Annotated in this window: 16 protein-coding genes; 3 read left to right on the forward strand and 13 right to left on the reverse strand. The window is 73.2% G+C overall.

Annotation, left to right across the window (positions count from 1 at the left end; translation table 11 throughout):
• Nucleotides 1-12: 12 nt before the first annotated feature.
• Genes IEY71_RS06010 through IEY71_RS06035 form a run of 6 tightly spaced genes read right to left on the reverse strand, consistent with a single transcriptional unit; the run spans nt 13 to nt 6,663 of the window.
• A complete protein-coding gene (locus IEY71_RS06010) occupies nt 13-1,140 on the reverse strand; it encodes a zinc-binding dehydrogenase (protein ID WP_229781541.1) in 1,128 nt (375 codons plus the stop codon).
• A complete protein-coding gene (locus IEY71_RS06015; protein WP_189084349.1) occupies nt 1,137-1,940 on the reverse strand; it encodes a phosphonatase-like hydrolase in 804 nt (267 codons plus the stop codon). The genes IEY71_RS06010 and IEY71_RS06015 overlap by 4 nt, the downstream gene beginning before the upstream one ends.
• Complete coding sequence (locus IEY71_RS06020) at nt 1,937-3,178, reverse strand: TIGR03364 family FAD-dependent oxidoreductase (RefSeq protein ID WP_189084350.1); 1,242 nt, start codon at nt 3,176-3,178, stop codon at nt 1,937-1,939. Before IEY71_RS06020 ends, IEY71_RS06015 begins: the two co-directional genes overlap by 4 nt.
• Entirely contained in the window at nt 3,175-4,839 is a 1,665-nt protein-coding gene (locus tag IEY71_RS06025; RefSeq protein WP_189084351.1) for a PhnE/PtxC family ABC transporter permease, read from the reverse strand. The genes IEY71_RS06020 and IEY71_RS06025 overlap by 4 nt, the downstream gene beginning before the upstream one ends.
• A complete protein-coding gene (gene phnC, locus IEY71_RS06030; protein ID WP_229781542.1) occupies nt 4,836-5,687 on the reverse strand; it encodes a phosphonate ABC transporter ATP-binding protein in 852 nt (283 codons plus the stop codon). The genes IEY71_RS06025 and phnC overlap by 4 nt, the downstream gene beginning before the upstream one ends.
• 52 nt (nt 5,688-5,739) lie before the next feature.
• Nucleotides 5,740-6,663, reverse strand: a complete 924-nt coding sequence (locus IEY71_RS06035) for a phosphate/phosphite/phosphonate ABC transporter substrate-binding protein (protein WP_189084353.1) — start codon at nt 6,661-6,663, stop codon at nt 5,740-5,742.
• Nucleotides 6,664-6,856: 193 nt separating this feature from the next.
• Here IEY71_RS06035 and IEY71_RS06040 point away from each other — a divergent pair, with 193 nt between their 5' ends.
• The gene (locus IEY71_RS06040; RefSeq protein ID WP_229781636.1) at nt 6,857-7,600 is read left to right on the forward strand and encodes a GntR family transcriptional regulator; all 744 of its coding nucleotides are present in this window, start codon (nt 6,857-6,859) and stop codon (nt 7,598-7,600) included.
• An 18-nt stretch (nt 7,601-7,618) separates the two neighbouring features.
• Here the strand turns inward: IEY71_RS06040 and IEY71_RS06045 are convergent, their stop codons facing one another.
• From IEY71_RS06045 to purS, 4 genes are all read right to left on the reverse strand, one after another.
• Nucleotides 7,619-8,533: an EamA family transporter gene (locus tag IEY71_RS06045; protein ID WP_189084354.1), complete on the reverse strand. Its 915-nt coding sequence runs from the start codon at nt 8,531-8,533 to the stop codon at nt 7,619-7,621.
• A 291-nt stretch (nt 8,534-8,824) separates the two neighbouring features.
• Nucleotides 8,825-9,337: a DUF1640 domain-containing protein gene (locus IEY71_RS06050; protein WP_189084355.1), complete on the reverse strand. Its 513-nt coding sequence runs from the start codon at nt 9,335-9,337 to the stop codon at nt 8,825-8,827.
• A gap of 118 nt (nt 9,338-9,455) precedes the next feature.
• Complete coding sequence (gene purQ, locus IEY71_RS06055) at nt 9,456-10,154, reverse strand: phosphoribosylformylglycinamidine synthase subunit PurQ (RefSeq protein WP_189084356.1); 699 nt, start codon at nt 10,152-10,154, stop codon at nt 9,456-9,458.
• Between the two features lie 4 nt (nt 10,155-10,158).
• Nucleotides 10,159-10,440, reverse strand: a complete 282-nt coding sequence (gene purS, locus IEY71_RS06060; RefSeq protein WP_189084357.1) for a phosphoribosylformylglycinamidine synthase subunit PurS — start codon at nt 10,438-10,440, stop codon at nt 10,159-10,161.
• A 172-nt stretch (nt 10,441-10,612) separates the two neighbouring features.
• Here purS and IEY71_RS06065 point away from each other — a divergent pair, with 172 nt between their 5' ends.
• Both IEY71_RS06065 and IEY71_RS06070 read left to right on the forward strand, forming a co-directional pair.
• The gene (locus IEY71_RS06065; protein WP_189084358.1) at nt 10,613-11,182 is read left to right on the forward strand and encodes a PadR family transcriptional regulator; all 570 of its coding nucleotides are present in this window, start codon (nt 10,613-10,615) and stop codon (nt 11,180-11,182) included.
• A gap of 17 nt (nt 11,183-11,199) precedes the next feature.
• A complete protein-coding gene (locus IEY71_RS06070; RefSeq protein WP_189084359.1) occupies nt 11,200-12,738 on the forward strand; it encodes a DHA2 family efflux MFS transporter permease subunit in 1,539 nt (512 codons plus the stop codon).
• Nucleotides 12,739-12,762: 24 nt separating this feature from the next.
• Here IEY71_RS06070 and IEY71_RS06075 read toward each other — a convergent pair whose 3' ends face one another.
• The 3 genes from IEY71_RS06075 to kynA are packed head-to-tail and all read right to left on the reverse strand — an operon-like array spanning nt 12,763 to nt 15,928.
• Nucleotides 12,763-14,022: a kynureninase gene (locus tag IEY71_RS06075; protein WP_189084360.1), complete on the reverse strand. Its 1,260-nt coding sequence runs from the start codon at nt 14,020-14,022 to the stop codon at nt 12,763-12,765.
• Nucleotides 14,019-15,038 (reverse strand): amidohydrolase family protein, encoded by a 1,020-nt coding sequence (locus IEY71_RS06080; RefSeq protein ID WP_189084361.1) that lies wholly within the window; start codon nt 15,036-15,038, stop codon nt 14,019-14,021. The genes IEY71_RS06075 and IEY71_RS06080 overlap by 4 nt, the downstream gene beginning before the upstream one ends.
• Nucleotides 15,035-15,928, reverse strand: a complete 894-nt coding sequence (gene kynA / locus IEY71_RS06085; protein WP_268243555.1) for a tryptophan 2,3-dioxygenase — start codon at nt 15,926-15,928, stop codon at nt 15,035-15,037. The genes IEY71_RS06080 and kynA overlap by 4 nt, the downstream gene beginning before the upstream one ends.
• Between the last annotated feature and the right edge of the window lie 108 nt (nt 15,929-16,036).

Consider the following 16,036-nt stretch of genomic DNA (forward strand, 5'->3'; position numbering starts at 1 on the left):
CCGCGCGCCCGATCAGCGGGCGTGCGGGTCCACGGCGACGCGCACGTGCGTGCCGGCCGCAGCGGTGACGAGCGCCTCGTCGAGCGCGTCGAGCGGGAAGCTCGCGCCGACCAGCCGTTCGGCGGCGAACGGTCCCGGCGTCGCCGCGAGGAAGTCGATCGCCCCCTGCAGGTGGGCGGGCGCGTAGTTGTGCACCCCGCGGACGGTGAGGAGGCGCCGCACCATCCGCTCGGGGTCGAGCTCCACTGACGGCCCGGGCGAGACGCTGCCGACGAGCACGACCGTGCCGCCCACCTCGCTCGTCTCGAGCAGGGCGCGCACCGAGCCGGCGGCGCCCGACGCCTCGACGGAGAGCACCGGCGCCGAACGGCCGTGCGCGGCGAGCTGTCCGGCGAGCGCGCCGTCGCCCGGATCGAGCACGGTGCGCGCCCCGAAGCGCCGCGCGGTGTCGCGGCGCACGTCGTCGGGGTCGACGACCGTGACGGTCGCGCCCGCCGCGCTCGCGATCGCGGTGACCGCGAGGCCGATCATGCCGGCGCCGGCCACGAGCACCTCCGCGCCGTCGAGCGGGGCGCCGCCACCGGCATCCAGCGCGGCGACCGCCGTCGCGGTCGAGCAGGAGGCGGGCGCCGCGAGCTCGGCGGGCATCGCCTCGGGCACCCGCACGATGCCCGTGCCGCGGAGCAGGTGCACGTGCGTCGCGAAGCCGCCCGAGAGCTCCCAGCCGCGCTCGAGGCGCTCGTGCCCGTACTTGCGCAGCTCGTGGCACTTCTGCGGGAGCCCGCGCAGGCAGCGCTCGCACGCCCCGCAGCTCGCCGTGACGGTCCACACCACCCGGTCGCCGAGCGCGAGCACCGCGCCGTCGACGGAGGAGGCCCCGCCCGGGCCGAGGGCGACGATGCGGCCGACCTGCTCGTGACCGAGCACACCGGGGGCGGGCTGCCGACGGTGGCCGAGCACCGTGTGCACGTCGGAGCCGCACACCGTCGCCAGCTCGACCTCGACGAGCGCCTCGCCGGGGCGCAGCTCGACGCCGGGCACCGCGATCGACTCGTGGGCGCGACCGGGCTCGTGCCACACCATCGCCGCCGGCGACGGGGTCACGAGCACCGCGCCGGCCGAGCTGCGCGCGGGGCTCACGCCGACGCGCCGGGGGCGGTGTCGAGGCGCTCCGCGTCGAGCCCGAGCAGCGCGGGCAGCTCGGCGACCGAGGCGAGCACCTCGTCGGCTCCGGCGTCCTCGAGCGCGTCGCGGTCGTGCGCGCCGGTCAGGACGCCGACGACGAGCCCGGCACCCGCGTTCACCCCCGAGAGCATGTCGCTGCGGGTGTCGCCGACGACGGCCATCGCGTCCACCGAGCTCGTGCCCGTGCGCAGCAGCGCCGTGAGCGGCAGGTCGGGGTGCGGGCGCCCGCGGCCGGCGTCGGCGGGGGCGAGCACGAGGTCGGCGAGCCCGGTCCAGCCGAGCGCGGCGAGCAGGGCATCGCGCGTCGCGGGGGAGAAGCCGGTGGTGAGGACGACGGATGCCCCGGCCGCGCGCAGCGCGCGGACCGCGGCCTCGGCCCCGGGGATCGCCTCGACGCCCACCTCGTCGATGAGCTCGGCGTAGGCGCGTTCGAACTCCTCGTTGGCGCGCTGCGCGACGGCCTCGTCGCCGGTGAGAACTCGGAACACCTCGATCTTCGACTGGCCCATGGTGTCGCGCACGTACTGCAGCGCGGCCTCCCGCTGCTCGCCCTCCGGGGCGAAGCCCGCGCGCTCGGCCGCGAGGGCGAAGGCGCGCTCGACGAGGCCGTCGTCGCGGACCGTCGTGCCGGCGAGGTCGAGGACGACGAGCTCGATCTCGTGGGAGTCCGCGAGCTCGGCGAGGTCCTCGTCCTCGCGGTCCTCGGGGGAGGCGAGCTCCGGCTCGGCGAGTCCGGTGGCGGGGTCGATGGTCATCTCGTGCCTTCCTGCTGGTGCCGCGTGCGCGGCGTCTGGGTCTGGGGCCGCACCTGCGGCCCGGGTGCGGCGTCGGCGAAGCCGGCGACGACGTGCTCGGCGAGACCGAGACCGGTCGTCATGCCGATGCCGGTCGTCGCGGCGGCGAGGTGCACGCCGGGGCGGGCCTCGAGGTCGAGGAACTCGTCGCGGGCGCTCGCGTACACGCCCTGCCAGCGCTCGAGCACCCGGGGCGCCGCGCCGAACAGCGCCTCGAACTCCTCGAGCAGCGCCTCGGCGGCGGCCTCCGGCTGGAACGGCGTCACGGCCGCGCCCCGGTAGTGCGTGTCGCCCACGATGAGGCTGCCGTCCGGCAGCTGCGTGTACATCTGATTGAGGTCGAGCGCGGCGAGGTCGGGCCGTTCGCCGTGCAGTCGCTCGCGGAGCGCGGTGACCGCGGGCGTCGCCGCGAAGCCCGAGTAGCGCAGCAGCGACCAGCCGGTCAGCAGCGGCGCGTCGAGGGGGCGGGAGAGCTCGGCCGAGACGCGCAGCATGTCGAGGCCGCAGCGGACGATGCCGAGCTCCTCGGCGACCTCGGGGAAGAGCTGGTCGACGTCGTGGTTCGTCGCGACGACGATCCGCTCCGCCGCCACCTCGCCGCGGCTCGTCACGACCCGCCCGGGCTCGACGGCGCCCACGGCGGTGCGGAAGCGGAACTCGACGCCCCGCTCGCGCAGGTGCGCCGTGATCGCGGCGAGCGCCTGCCGCGGGTTCGCCTGCAGATCGAGGGGCAGCAGGGCGCCGCCGAGCGCGGAGCCCGCGGGGATCGGCAGCCGGGCGGCGATCGCGGTGGCGTCGAGCAGCTCGACCTCGGCGCGCCCGCGCGGCAGCTCGGGGGCGTCGCCCGCACCGGCCCTGGCGGCCGCGAGCTCCTCGAGCACGGCGAGCTCGTCGGCGGCGCGCGCGACGACGAGCGTGCCCGACTCGCGCAGCCACACCCCGGCGTCGCGGGCGAGCCGCAGCCAGAGCTCGCGCGCGGCGAGGCCGTGGCGGCGGGCGACGCCGGTCTGCGGCGTCACGCAGAGGTGCCCGAAATTGCGGACCGAGGCCCCGTTCGCCTCGGCCCCGCGCTCGACGACGAGCACCCGGAGGCCCCGGCGGAGGCCCGCGTACGCCGCGCCGAGCCCGATGACGCCGCCGCCGACGACGACGAGGTCGTAGCGCCCGGCGTTCGGCCCGGTGCGGAGTCCCGCGCTCACCGGAACACCCGCCGCATCCACATCGCGAGGCCCTCGACGGCGAGCACCGTCACGAGGATCATCAGCACGATCGCCGTGACGACGCCGTAGTTGGAGCCCTGCCCGGCGTTCAGCAGGTAGTAGCCGATGCCGCCGCCGCCGACGATGCCGAGGATCGTCGCCGCGCGGATGTTCGTGTCGAGCAGGTAGAAGCTGTGGCCGATGATCGCGGGCGCGCCCTGCGGCAGCGTCGCGGCGGCGTAGCGCTGGAAGCGGCTCGCCCCGGTCGCGGTGATGGCCCGTTCGGGCCCGCCCTTCACCTCCTCGAGCGAGTCGGCGATGAGCTTGCCGGCGAGCCCGATGCCGCCGAAGGCGAGCGCGAGGGTGCCGGCCTGGGCACCGAGTCCGGTGATGACGATGAGCACGATCGCGAGGATCACCTCGGGCACCCCGCGGATGCCGACGAGGAGGAAGCGCGCGCCCGCCCGGGTGCCGGGGTTCGGCGCGACGTTCCGAGCGGCGAAGGAGCCGATCACGATCGAGGCGAGCAGCGTCAGCACGGCCGCCGCGAGCGCGATGGCGATCGTCTCGAGCATCGCGCCCGACATCCGCGTCCAGTCGTAGGCGCCGAAGCTCGGCGGCCAGAACTGCGCAGCGACCGGCGGGATCTTGGCCCACACCGTGACGAGGTCGCCCCACTGGATGTTGCAGACCGCGATCGCGCCGATGAGGAGTGCCGCCGTCACCCAGCCCCAGACCGTCGTGCGCACGCGCGAGCCCGTCCAGGGTCGGCGGGCCGCGGCCTCGACCGTGGTCGCCGCGAGCGGACCGCCGCTCGCGCGGCCGCCGTGCAGCATGGCCCGTCGCACCGCGCTCGAGATGATCTCCATGAGCACGCAGAGGGCGAACATGACGATCGCGACGCCGAGTCCGAGGGAGTAGTTCAGCGACTTGAAGGCGTGTGACATCTCGAGGCCGAGGCCGGCGACGCCGACGTAGCCGAGCACGACCGAGCCGCGCAGGTTGATGTCGTTGCGGTGCAGCACGGTCGCCACCCAGCTGGGCAGCACCTGCGGCAGGATGCCGCTCGTGAACTCCTGCAGCTTCGAGCCGCCGGCGGCGCGGACGGCCCGGCGCGGGCCCTCGTCGATCTGCTCGATGGCGTCGGCGAAGAGCTTCGAGATCATCCCGATCGAGTGGATGCCGATCGCGAGGATGCCCGGCAGCGATCCGAGCGAGAACAGCAGCACGAACACCATCGCGAGCACGACGTCGGGCAGCGCGCGGGTGAAGACCGTGATGAAGCGGGCGGCGGCGCGCCACCCGGGCCCCGGCGTCGTGTTCGACGCGGCGAGGTAGGCGATCGGCACCGAGCAGATCGCCGCGAACAGGGTGCCCGTCACGACGATGCCGAGCGTGAGCGCGGTGAGCTGGACGAGCTCGAGCGGCTCGGGAAAGCTGATCGAGCCGACCCGGGTGAAGAAGCGCTCGGCGTTGGACCAGCTCTCGAGCATCGACGGCAGCGAGATGCCGAGCGAGTTCAGGGCGAAGAGCGAGGCCACGACGAGGGCGGCGAGGGTGAGGCCGGCGGCGATCCGCTCCGGCGAGGGGCGGTGCTTCGGGGCGCGCTCGGCGACGGAGGCGGCAGTGGCGGCGTGCGGGGCGGGCGCGAGCGCGGTCATCGACCCGCTCCCTCGGCGAGCGGCTCCGCGCGCTCCGGGGATGCCTCGGACGAGGCATCCGCGAGCTCCGTCTCGATGGCCTCGAGCTCGGCGGTCGCCGTCGCGACCCGGCCGTAGATCTCCATGACCTCGGCCTTGCCGAGGCCCTCGGTGGGGGTGTCGAGCACGAGGCGGCCGCCGCGCAGGCCGACGATGCGGTCGCCCCAGGCGAGCGCGAGGTCGACCTGGTGCAGGCTGCACACGACGGTGAGCCCGGCGTCCATCGCGATCTCGCGGATGAGGGCCATGACCTGCTCGCTCGACTCGGGGTCGAGGGAGGCGACGGGCTCGTCCGCGAGGAGGATCTCCGGCTCCTGCATGAGCGCGCGGGCGATGGCCACGCGCTGCTGCTGCCCGCCGGAGAGGGTGTCGGCGCGCTGGTAGGCGCGGTCGAGGAGGCCGACCCGGTCGAGGTGGCCGAGCGCCGCGAGCTTCAGCCGGCGCGGGTAGCTCCACAGGCCGAGGCGCGGGCCGCGGAGCCGGGCGAGCGAGCCGGTGAGCACGTTCTCCAGCACCGTGAGCGAGGGGACGAGCTCGAACTGCTGGAATACGAAGCCCACCCGGCCGCGCAGGGCGCGGAGGCGCCGGCCGCGCAGGCGCGGCACCTCCTCGCCCAGCACGCGCACCGAACCGGACGTCGGCGTCTCGAGCCCGTCGAGGTGACGGAGCAGGGTCGACTTGCCCGAGCCGGAGAGCCCGAGGAGCACGACGATCTCGCCGCGGTCGATCGTGAGCTCGACGCCCTGGAGGGCGAGCGTGCGGTCGAATCGCTTGTCGAGGTCGCGCACCTCGATGACGGGGCTGGGCATGTCGGCTCGTTCCGGTTCGGTGGCGTGCATTCGGGTGCCCAGGCCGCGGGGATCAGCCCTGGCACTGCTCCGCGTCGGTCTTCTTGCAGATGTCGCGGATGGTGTCGTAGTACGCGTCGTCGACGGGCTTGGTCTCGAAGAAGACCGAGCGGAAGCCGTCGGAGTCGGCGCTCGTCACGCCGGAGGCGATGATGTCGTCGATGGTCACCTCGCCGAGCAGCTCGGTGATCTGCGTCTTCAGCTCGGCCGGGAGCGAGTTCGAGACGACGATCGGGGCGCCGGGGACCATGGTCTCCGCGACGACCTTGACCTGGTCGCTCTTCGCGACCTCGCTGTCCTCGGCGAAGCCCGCCTCGCACTCGACGCCCTCGCCGACCTTGGCGACGCTGACGTCGTGCTTGCCGGCGAACACCGGGGTGAGGTCCTGCTCGGGGTCGATGCCGGCCTCGAGGAGGTTGTACGTCGGGAAGAGGTAGCCCGAGGTCGACGACGGGTCGACGAAGCAGACCTTCTTGCCGGCGAAGCCCTCGAGGTCGGTGATGTCGCTGCTCGCGGGCACGATGGCCTGCGAGTAGTAGCCGGGCTCCTGGCCCTCGGCCGTGACGATCGAGGAGATCGGGGTGATCTCGGCGCCGTTGTTCGTCGCGGTCACGTAGGTGAAGCCGGAGAAGGAGGCGACGTCGATCTTGCCGGCGACGGCGGCCTCGATGAGCGCCGCGTAGTCGGTCGACTCGTGGTACTCGACGGTCTTGCCGGTCTCCTGGGCGAGGTAGTCCATGAGCGGCTGGTAGTTGGTCTCGGTGTCGACCGAGTCGGGCACGACGCCGAACACGAGGGTGTTCGCGTCGACGGCGAAGCCGGCGGCGTCGTCGCCGGACTCGCCCGCGGAGGCCGTGCCCGAACAGGCCGAGAGGCCGATGGCGAGGGCGGCGGCGCCGAGGAGCGCGAACGCGGAGGTCGTGGTGCGGGTGATCATGACGGCCTTTCAGGCAGGGGTGCGGATGCTGGCGACGGCAACGCTGCCAGACCCGCAGCAAGGTGTATACCGATCTCGCCGCGCATTCACGAGGTGTTCACTCTTCTGCCGCCGAAGGTGAACAGTCGGTGTCCGGAACACCGCCGCCGTTTCGGAGGGCCGCATCGCGAACTAGTATTCCTACGTGACGTCCATGGTGTACAAGGAGATCGCCGAGGAGCTGCGGCAGCGCATCGCGAGCGGGCAGCTCTCGCCCGGCGACGAGGTGCCGACCGAGGCCGAGCTCGCCGAGCGGTGGAGCACTTCGCGCGGGCCTATCCGCAACGCCCTCGCCGAACTCCGGCAGGAGGGGCTCATCGAGACGAGCCGCGGTCGGCCGGCGCGGGTCATCGAGCGCAAGGCGCACCAGGCGGTCGACGTCTCGATCCCGTTCACGCGCTGGGCGCGGGAGCTCGGCGCGGAGCCCGGCGCGGACACCCAGGAGGTCTCGCTCCGCCGCGCCGACGAGGAGCAGGCGCTCCTGCTCGGCGTGGAACCGGGCGAGCTCGTCGTGCACGTGCTCCGGCTGCGCCGGCTCGACGGCCGGCCGGCCATGCTCGAGCGGCTCAGCTACATCGAGCCCGCCGGGCGCATCCTGTTCGGCATCGACCTCGACGCCGTGTCGATCACCGAGGTGCTCGCCGAGCACGGCTTCGGCTCGAGCGACGTCGACCACGAGATCGACGCCGTCGCCGCCGACGAGCTCGACGCGGCGCTGCTCGAGCTGCCGATCGGCTCGCCGGTGCTGCGGCTGCGGCGCATCTCCCGGGATGCCGAGGGGCGGGTGTTCGAGGCATCCGACGACCGATACCGCAGCGACCTCGTGCGCTTCACCGTGGCGGCCTCCGGGCGCGCACCGCGAGGCGAGCACTACCTGCGGCCGATTGCCGGCTCCTGATCGGGACGGCGGCGGGGCTCACATCGCGAGCAGGGCGATGCCGCCGACGACGAGCGCCGAGGCCGCGAGCCGCCAGCCCGGCCGGCTCTCCCGCAGCACGATCGCGCCGAACAGGCTCACGAGCACCACGCTGACCTCGCGCATCGGGGCGACGAGCGCGACGGGCGCCATCGTGACGGCGACGAGCACGAGGATGTACGAGAGCGGCGAGAGCGCGCCGAACAGCAGGATGCGCGGCCAGTGCCGGCGCATGACCGGCAGCAGCTCCGAGCGGCGCCGGCCGAGCATCGCCGCGTAGAGCACGATCTCGCCGAGGGTGCAGCCCACCATGTACGCGACGGGCGGGACGGCCCACTCCCGCACCGCGTGCGCGTCCCACACGGTGTAGATCGCGATGGCGACCCCGGTCGCGAGGCCCCAGGCGATGCCCGGATCGAGGCGGCGGCGAGGGCCCGACGTCTCGACGGCCGTTCGCGACGCGGCGGCCCCGGATGCCGCGGCACTCCCGCGTCCGCGGTCGAGCAGCCCGATGGCCACGATGCCGGCGAGGATCACCGCGATGCCGCCGAACGCGGCGGGCGAGGGACGTTCGCCGAGCACGGTCACCGCGACGATCACCGTCAGCGTCGGTCCGGTGCCGCGGGCGGTCGCGTACACCGTCGAGAGCCGGCCTCGGGCGTAGCCGCGCTGCAGCACGAGCATGTAGCCGCAGTGCAGCAGCGCCGAGACGGCGACGCCGAGGGCGATGTCCTCGGGTCGCGCCTCGCCGAGGCCGCCGGTCGCGGGGACGAGCGGCAGCCAGACGAGCGTCGCGGCGACGGCGCCCCACCAGAGGAAGGGGATGCCGATGCGGCTGACGCCGTGGGCGAGGATGTTCCACGCCGCGTGGCAGCAGGCGGCGGCGAGGACGAGGGCGAGCGCGGTGGGCGACATGGGGACCTTCTGCCCGTCGCGGGGCGCGACGAACCGGTCCTCCGGGCTTTTGTCCTGTCAGATGACGGCCGCCGTCGGCGGTGGCCGTGGCGCCGCTCGGACCAGTCGGGCGGACCTCGCGGTCGACCCCGGAACCCTAGGCGCTATCGCCCTCGACGCTAGCAGCGGGCAGTCGCCGCGCGGGGGCGAAGCGGCGGCGCATGTCGACGGTTCATCTGGAATTCGTCTCGGTGGGCCGCTCCGACGGGGCGCGCGGGTGAACGAACGGTGCTCAGCCGAATGCCGGGCCGCTCAGTCGACCCCGAAGGTGCGCTGCACGAGCATCTGCACGTCGCGGTCGATCCCGTCGATGCGGTGCCCGACCGCGTCGAAGCGGGCGTCGACGGCCTCGAAGCGGGCCCGCATCTCTTCGCGCACACCGCTGAGTTCGGCGCGGAGCGTGCCGATCTCGCCGTGGAGTTCGCTGCGGAGGGTGCTGATTTCGCCGCCGAGTTCGCTGCGGAGGGTGCTGATTTCGCCGCCGAGTTCGCTGCGGAGGCTGTTGATCTCGCCGCCGAGTTCGCTGCGGAGGCTGTTGATCTCGCCGCCGAGTTCGCTGCGGAGGCTGCCGATCCCGCCGTGGAGTTCGGCGCGGAGGCCGCCGGCCTCGCCGTGGAGTTCGCTGCGCACGCCGCCGATCTCGCTGCGGAGTCTGCCGATCTCGGCGCGCAGCACGCGGACGAACCCGACCGACACGATCGTGAGCATGCCGAACATGAGGGTCGTGAACACCCCCAGCATGGTCCACACCTGCGCCTCGGTCATCTGCACCCCTTCATCGTCGCCGTTCCAGGGCCACGCTTCCAGGGCCGGGCGCGCGGAAGTGGCGCGATCGCTACTCGGTGGAGCAGCGGGCGTGAGGTACGACTGGGGAGGAGGGGCGTCAGGCCGCGGCGAGGGTGCGCTGGATGACGCTCGTGAAGAAGCGCAGCCCGTCGACGCCGGAGCGCATCGCGGCGGCGGTGTCGGGGCCGAAGCCGGGCTCGACCGCGTGCTCGGGGTGCGGCATGAGGCCGACCACGTTGCCGCGCGCGTTCGTGATGCCGGCGATGTCGCGGAGCGAGCCGTTCGGGTTCACGTCGACGTAGCGGAACGCCACGCGCCCCTCGCCCTCGAGCCGGTCGAGCGTCTCGTCGTCGGCGATGAAGCCGCCCTCGCCGTTCTTCAGCGGGATGGTGATCTGCTCGCCGGCCTCGAACTCGGCGGTCCAGTCGGTCGAGGCGTTCTCGACCCGGAGCACCTGGTCGCGGCAGATGAAGGAGCCGTGGTCGTTGCGGATCAGGCCGCCCTCGAGCAGGTGCGCCTCGGCCAGCATCTGGAAGCCGTTGCAGATGCCGAGCACGGGCATGCCGCGGTTCGCGGCATCCACGACCTCGGTCATGATCGGCGAGAGCGAGGCGATCGCGCCGCAGCGCAGGTAGTCGCCGTAGCTGAAGCCACCGGGCAGGATGAGGGCGTCGACGCCCTCGAGGTCGTGCGAGCCGTGCCAGAGCGCGACGGGCTCGGCCCCCGCGAGCCGGACCGCGCGCTGCGCGTCGCGGTCGTCGAGCGAGCCGGGGAAGGTGATGACGCCGACGCGCATGGGCTCAGGCCTCGGCGGTCTCGTCGGCACCGAGCTCGGCGTCGCCGAAGTCGATGGCCACGACGTCCTCGATGACCGAATTCGAGAGGATCTCCTCGGCGATGGTGCGGATCTCGGCACGCACCGCCTCGTCGACCGGTCCGTCGACCGTGATCTCGAATCGCTTGCCCTGGCGGACTCCGGTGACGAGCGAGTGACCCGTGCGGTTCAGGGCGCCGGCGACGGCCTTCCCCTGCGGGTCGAGCAGCTCGGGCTTCGGCATCACGTCGACGACGATGGTGGGCACCTGGGACTCCGTCCGGTGTCGAGGGTGGGGATGCCTCGATTCTAGCCGGTGCCGCGGCGCGCTCGCGCCCGAGGCGGACCGGCTTGCGGGAGGGGCATTCCGGGCGTACTATTCCGGGCGGAATAGATGTCCGGCGAAGCTCGCGCCGAGCTCGCAGCGAGAGGAGGACCGGATGCCGCAGCTCACGCCGCTCGGCGTCACCGCCCTCGCGGTGCTCGCCGAAGGCGACATGCATCCCTACGAGATGTACCAGCTCATGCTCGCGCGCAAGGAGGACCGCGTCGTGCGGCTCTCGCCCGGATCGCTCTACCGCGCGGTCGAGCGCTTCGCCGCCGACGGGCTCATCGCCGAGGTCGGCGTCGAACGCGAGGGCAACCGGCCCGAGCGCACGGTGTACTCGATCACGCCCGCCGGACGCGCGGCGCTCCGCGCGTCGATCGCCGAGATGCTCGGCCGCCACGTGAACGAGTTCCCCGAGTTCCCGGTCGCGATCGGCGAGGCGCACAATCTGCCCGCCGGCGAGGTGATCCGGCTGCTCGGCGAGCGGGTGGCCAGCATCCGCGAGACCATCGGCTTCATCGACGCCTCCCTCGAAGGCATCGCCGCGCGCGGCGTCGCGACCGCGCACGTGCTGAACGTGCACTACACGCGGGCCATGCTCGTCGCCGAGGCGGACTGGCTCGACTCCACGATCTCCCAGCTCGGGACGGGCGCGCTCGCCTGGCCCGGGCCATCCAACTGACTCCGAAAGGTTCCGCGATGGAACGCAAGCCCTGGCCCGCACTCTGGGCCCTCGTCATCGGCTTCTTCATGATCCTCGTCGACTCGACGATCGTCTCGATCGCGAACCCGGCGATCCTCACCGACCTCGACACCGACTTCACCGCGGTGCTCTGGGTGACGAGCGCCTACCTGCTCGCCTACGCGGTGCCGCTGCTCATCACCGGGCGCCTCGGCGACCGCTTCGGGCCGAAGCGGATCTACCTCATCGGCCTCGTGATCTTCACCCTCGCCTCGCTCTGGTGCGGCTTCGCGGGCGACATCACGATGCTGATCGTCGCCCGTGCCGTGCAGGGGCTCGGCGCCGCGTTGATGACGCCGCAGACGATGGCCGTCATCACCCGCATCTTCCCGCCGAACCAGCGCGGCGCGGCGATGGGCCTCTGGGGCGCCGTCGCGGGCATCGCGACGCTCGTCGGCCCGATCCTCGGCGGCGTGCTCGTCGACACCCTCGGTTGGGAATGGATCTTCTTCGTCAACGTGCCCGTCGGCATCGTCGCCTTCGCGATGGCGGTCTGGCTCGTGCCGAACCTCGAGACCCACCCACACCGCTTCGACTGGCTCGGCGTCGTGCTGAGCGGCGTCGGCATGTTCCTCGTGGTCTTCGGCATCCAGGAGGGCGAGAGCTACGACTGGGGCACCATCGTCGGTCCGATCAGCGTGTGGGGGCTCATCATCACGGGCGTCGTGGTGCTCGCCGGCTTCCTCGTCTGGCAGCGCTTCAACCGCGCCGAGCCGCTGCTGCCGCTCGGGCTGTTCCGCGACCGCAACTTCGCCCTGTCGAACGTCGCGATCTCGCTCGTCGGCCTCGCGATCACCTCGATGCCGCTGCCGCTCGCGTTCTACTTCCAGATCGCCCGCGGGCTCGACCCGACCCAGGCGGCGCTCATGCTCGCGCCGATGGCGGTCGCCTCGGGCATCATGGCGCCGATCATCGGCAAGCTCACCGACCGCGTCGACCCGAAGTGGGTCGCGCTCGCCGGCTTCTCGACCGTCGCGGTCGCCCTCGGCTGGATGGCGCTCTGGCTCTCGCCCGACGCCGAACTCTGGACGCTGCTCTTCCCGGTCGCGCTGCTCGGCCTCGGCCTGTCGGGCATCTGGGCGCCGCTCGCGTCCTCGGCGACCCGCAACCTGCCGCCGCAGCAGGCCGGCGCCGGCTCCGGCGTCTACAACATGACCCGCCAGGTGGGCTCGGTGCTCGGCAGCGCGGCGATCACGGCGCTGCTGAACGCCCGGCTCGCGGCCGAGCTGCCCGGATTCACGGGCGGCTTCAGCGGCGAGGCGGGGGCCGGCTCGGGCGGCCTGCCGCCGCAGCTCGCCGAGGGCTTCGCGACGGCGATGAGCCAGTCGCTCTGGCTGCCGGTCATCGGCTTCGGACTCGGCGCGATCGTGGTGCTGTTCTTCGCGAAGCCGAAGGTCACCGTGGCCTGGGGCGGCCAGCGGCCGGCGGATGCCTCGGGCAGCGCGGATGCCGCGGGCGGCGCGCCCGCGGAGGCATCCGCGTCCCGCTCGGAGTAGCGCGACGGGCCCGGGCCTGGCCGATCAGGCCAGCCCGGCCCGCTCGGTCAGCACCTGGCGGAGCACCTGCTCGGTCTGCTGCAGGCCGCGGTGCACCTCCTCGAAGCTCGTCGACAGCGGCGAGAGGCCGATGCGGAGGCCCCCGGGATCGCGGTAGTCGGGGATGACGTCGCGCTGCCAGAGCCTGGCGGTCACCTCGCGCATGGCGTCGTGGTGCAGGGTGACGTGCCCGCCGCGCTCCTCGGGGTCGGCGGGCGAGGCGAGCGTCACCCCGAGCGGGGCGAGCCACGCCTCGGACAGCTCGATCGCGAAGGCGGTGAGCGCCATCGACTTCGCCCGGATCGCGGGCATGCCCGCCTCCTCGATCATCGCCAGCGTCTCGGCCATCGGCAGCATGCCGAGGATCGGCGCGGTGCCCGAGAGGAAGCGGCGGATGCCGGGCACGGGCTCGTACTCCGGCCCCATCAGGAACATGTCCGTCGTGCCCCACCAGCCCTGGATCGGCTGCGCGAGCACGCCCTGCAGCTCGTCGCGCACATAGGCGAACGCGGGCGAGCCCGGCCCGCCGTTCAGGTACTTGTAGGTGCAGCCGACGGCCAGGTCGAAGCCCCAGGCATCCGCCTTGACCGGAACCGAGCCGGCCGAGTGGCAGAGGTCCCAGAGGATGAGCGCGCCCGCGTCGTGCGCGATGCGCGTGAGCTCGGGGGCGTCGGCGAGGTGCGCCGAGCGGTACGCGACGTGCGAGACGACGACGAGGGCGGTCTCGGGCCCGACCGCGCGCGCGAGCTGCGCGGGGGTGACGCCGGCCGCGGTGTCGACCTCGATCCAGCGCAGCCGCAGCCCGCGCTCTTTGGCGATGCCTTCGAGCACGTAGCGGTCGGTGGGGAAGTTGTCCGTGTCGACCACGATCTCCCGCCGCTGCGGGTCGCGGGCGATCTGCGCGTCGACCGCGGCGCGGGCGAGTTTGTAGAGCAGCACCGTCGTGGAATCGGCGACGACGGTCTGCCCGGCCTTCGCCTCGATCACCGCGCGGCCGATGCGGTCGCCGAGCTCGGTCGGCTGGGCGAGCCAGGCCTCGTCCCAGCCGCGGATGAGCCGGCCGCCCCACTCCTCGGTCATGAACTGCTGCATGCGCTCGATCGCCGCGAGCGGCGGCCGGCCGAGCGAGTTGCCGTCGAAGTAGACGAGCGGGCCGTCGGCGCCCGCGAAGCGCTTGCGGAAGTGGGCGAGGCCGTCGGCCCGGTCCATGCGGCGGGCGTAGGCGAGGTGCTGGTCGAGGCTCATCCGAACTCCAGGTTCTCGATCGGGACGACGCGGGCGCCGGCGAGCCAGCCGGGCAGCCCGTCGGCGTCGCCCGGCGGCGGGCCGGGTACGAAGGTGGCGAGGGCGTCGCCGCCCCAGTCCGCGGCATCGGCGAGCGGCCACGGGTCGGCGAGCGCCGCGACGAGCTCGGCGGCACCGAGCCCAGCGGCGAGCATCGCGGCGAGCTCGCCCGCGTTCACCCCGTCGGGCAGCTCGCCGTTGCCGAGGTCGGTGCCGTACAGCACCCGCCCGCCGGCAGCGCGGAACCGTGCGGTGTTGTCGATCGCCGTCTCGAGGGCGGATGCCTCGCCGGCGCGGGCGTGGATGTCGAAGGTCGCGATCCAGCACTGCCCCGCCGCGGCCGCGCGCGTGAGGAGCTCGTCGTCGAGGCGCTCGGTGAACGGCGCGTGCACGAGGGCGTCGGCGCCGGCCTCGATCGCGAGCCGGGCCATGCCCTCGCCCTCGGCGTGCGCGGCCACGAGGAGGCCGTGCGCCCGCGCCGCGGCGATGACCGCGTCGAGCGTCTCGCGGTCGAAGACCGGCCCGGCGTCGGCGTTCAGCATGACCTTCACGAGCCGGGCGCCGAAGGCCGCCTGCTCGGCGACGGCGGTCTCGATCGGGTCCGGGAGCGCCCGGCGTTCGTGGGCGGGGAGGGGTGCGGGCAGCTCACGGAGGCTGCCCGGGCGGAGCCACCAGCGGTCGCTCGGATAGCCGCCCGGTGCCGTCAGGAACTGGCCGGCGAACACCACGCGCGGCAGCGGTTCGCGACCGGCGAGGGCCGAGATCGCGGTGAGTTCCGCGCCGAGGTCGACGACGCCCGCGATGCCCGCCCGGGGCGCGGCATCCGGGTCGACCATCTGCAGGTGCACGTGGTGATCGACGAACGGCGGGAAGGCCGTGCCCTCGGGGCCCGGTGCGCCGTCGGCGAGGCGCAGCCGCGCCGGCCGCCCCGGCAGCGGCTCGGGGCTCGGCAGCTCCTCGGCGGTGCGCACGCTCACCCCGGGATCTCGGTGCGGACGGCGAACAGCTCGGGGAAGAAGGTGAGCTCGAGCGCGCGACGCAGGAACGGGGCGCCCGAGGAGCCGCCAGTGCCGGTCTTCGAGCCGATGATGCGCTCGACCGTCTTCAGGTGCCGGAAGCGCCAGAGCTGGAAGTTGTCCTCGAGGTCGACGAGCTCTTCGCAGGTCTCGTACGCCGCCCAGTGCTCGTCGGGGTTCGCGTAGATCGAGGCGAAGAGCGGCACGAGCTCGGGCTGGAACGTCCAGGCGAGGGTGACGTCGCGGTCGAGCACCGCGGAGGGCACGGCGTAGCCGCGCCGGGCGAGCAGCCGCAGGAACTCGTCGTACAGGCTCGGCTGCTCGAGCGCCTGCTTCACCACGGCGTGCGCCACCGGGTCGGCGTCGAAGACCTGCAGCATCTTGGAGTTCTTGTTGCCGAGCACGAACTCGACGGCGCGGTACTGGTACGACTGGAACCCGCTCGCGTTGCCGAGCACGTTGCGGAACTGCGCGTACTCGGTGGGCGTGAGGGTCGCGAGCACCGACCATTGCTCGGTCAGGGTCTTCTGGATGTGCTTCACGCGGGCGACGCACTTCAGCGCGGGGGCGAGCTCGTCGGCGCGCAGGTAAGCGCAGGCCGCCTCGAGCTCGTGCAGCACGAGCTTCAGCCAGAGCTCGGTGGTCTGGTGCTGGATGATGAACAGCAGTTCGTCGTGGTGCTCGGGTCGGGAGATCGGCCGCTGCGCCGCGAGCAGGGTGCCGAGGTCGAGGTAGCCGCCGTAGCTCATGCGGTCGCTGAAGTCGGTGACGACGGATGCCTCGATCTGCCGGGTGTTCGATTCGACGCCGTTTGATTCGACGCCGTCGGCCACGTCTTCGTGCTGAGTCACGGAGCCAGCCTACGCGCGCGGCTCGGGCGGCCGGGGCCCGGACCGCGCGGAGGTGGCGCTCGGCGAAAATCCGCATGAATGGGCGAGGGCATCCGTCGCTACAATTCC

The sequence above is a fragment of the Agromyces mediolanus genome, assembly GCF_014648575.1.
Taxonomy (GTDB): domain Bacteria; phylum Actinomycetota; class Actinomycetes; order Actinomycetales; family Microbacteriaceae; genus Agromyces; species Agromyces mediolanus.

Bases quoted from the DNA above. Each gene is read 5' to 3' on its own strand.
- purQ (WP_189084356.1), bottom strand. From the start codon at position 10,154: ATGCGCGTCGGCGTCATCACCTTCCCCGGCTCGCTCGACGACCGCGAC.
- IEY71_RS06040 (WP_229781636.1), top strand. From the start codon at position 6,857: ATGGTGTACAAGGAGATCGCCGAGGAGCTGCGGCAGCGCATCGCGAGC.
- IEY71_RS06050 (WP_189084355.1), bottom strand. From the start codon at position 9,337: ATGACCGAGGCGCAGGTGTGGACCATGCTGGGGGTGTTCACGACCCTC.
- IEY71_RS06015 (WP_189084349.1), bottom strand. From the start codon at position 1,940: ATGACCATCGACCCCGCCACCGGACTCGCCGAGCCGGAGCTCGCCTCC.
- phnC (WP_229781542.1), bottom strand. From the start codon at position 5,687: ATGCCCAGCCCCGTCATCGAGGTGCGCGACCTCGACAAGCGATTCGAC.
- IEY71_RS06075 (WP_189084360.1), bottom strand. From the start codon at position 14,022: ATGAGCCTCGACCAGCACCTCGCCTACGCCCGCCGCATGGACCGGGCC.
- IEY71_RS06045 (WP_189084354.1), bottom strand. From the start codon at position 8,533: ATGTCGCCCACCGCGCTCGCCCTCGTCCTCGCCGCCGCCTGCTGCCAC.
- IEY71_RS06070 (WP_189084359.1), top strand. From the start codon at position 11,200: ATGGAACGCAAGCCCTGGCCCGCACTCTGGGCCCTCGTCATCGGCTTC.
- IEY71_RS06025 (WP_189084351.1), bottom strand. From the start codon at position 4,839: ATGACCGCGCTCGCGCCCGCCCCGCACGCCGCCACTGCCGCCTCCGTC.
- IEY71_RS06035 (WP_189084353.1), bottom strand. From the start codon at position 6,663: ATGATCACCCGCACCACGACCTCCGCGTTCGCGCTCCTCGGCGCCGCC.
- IEY71_RS06065 (WP_189084358.1), top strand. From the start codon at position 10,613: ATGCCGCAGCTCACGCCGCTCGGCGTCACCGCCCTCGCGGTGCTCGCC.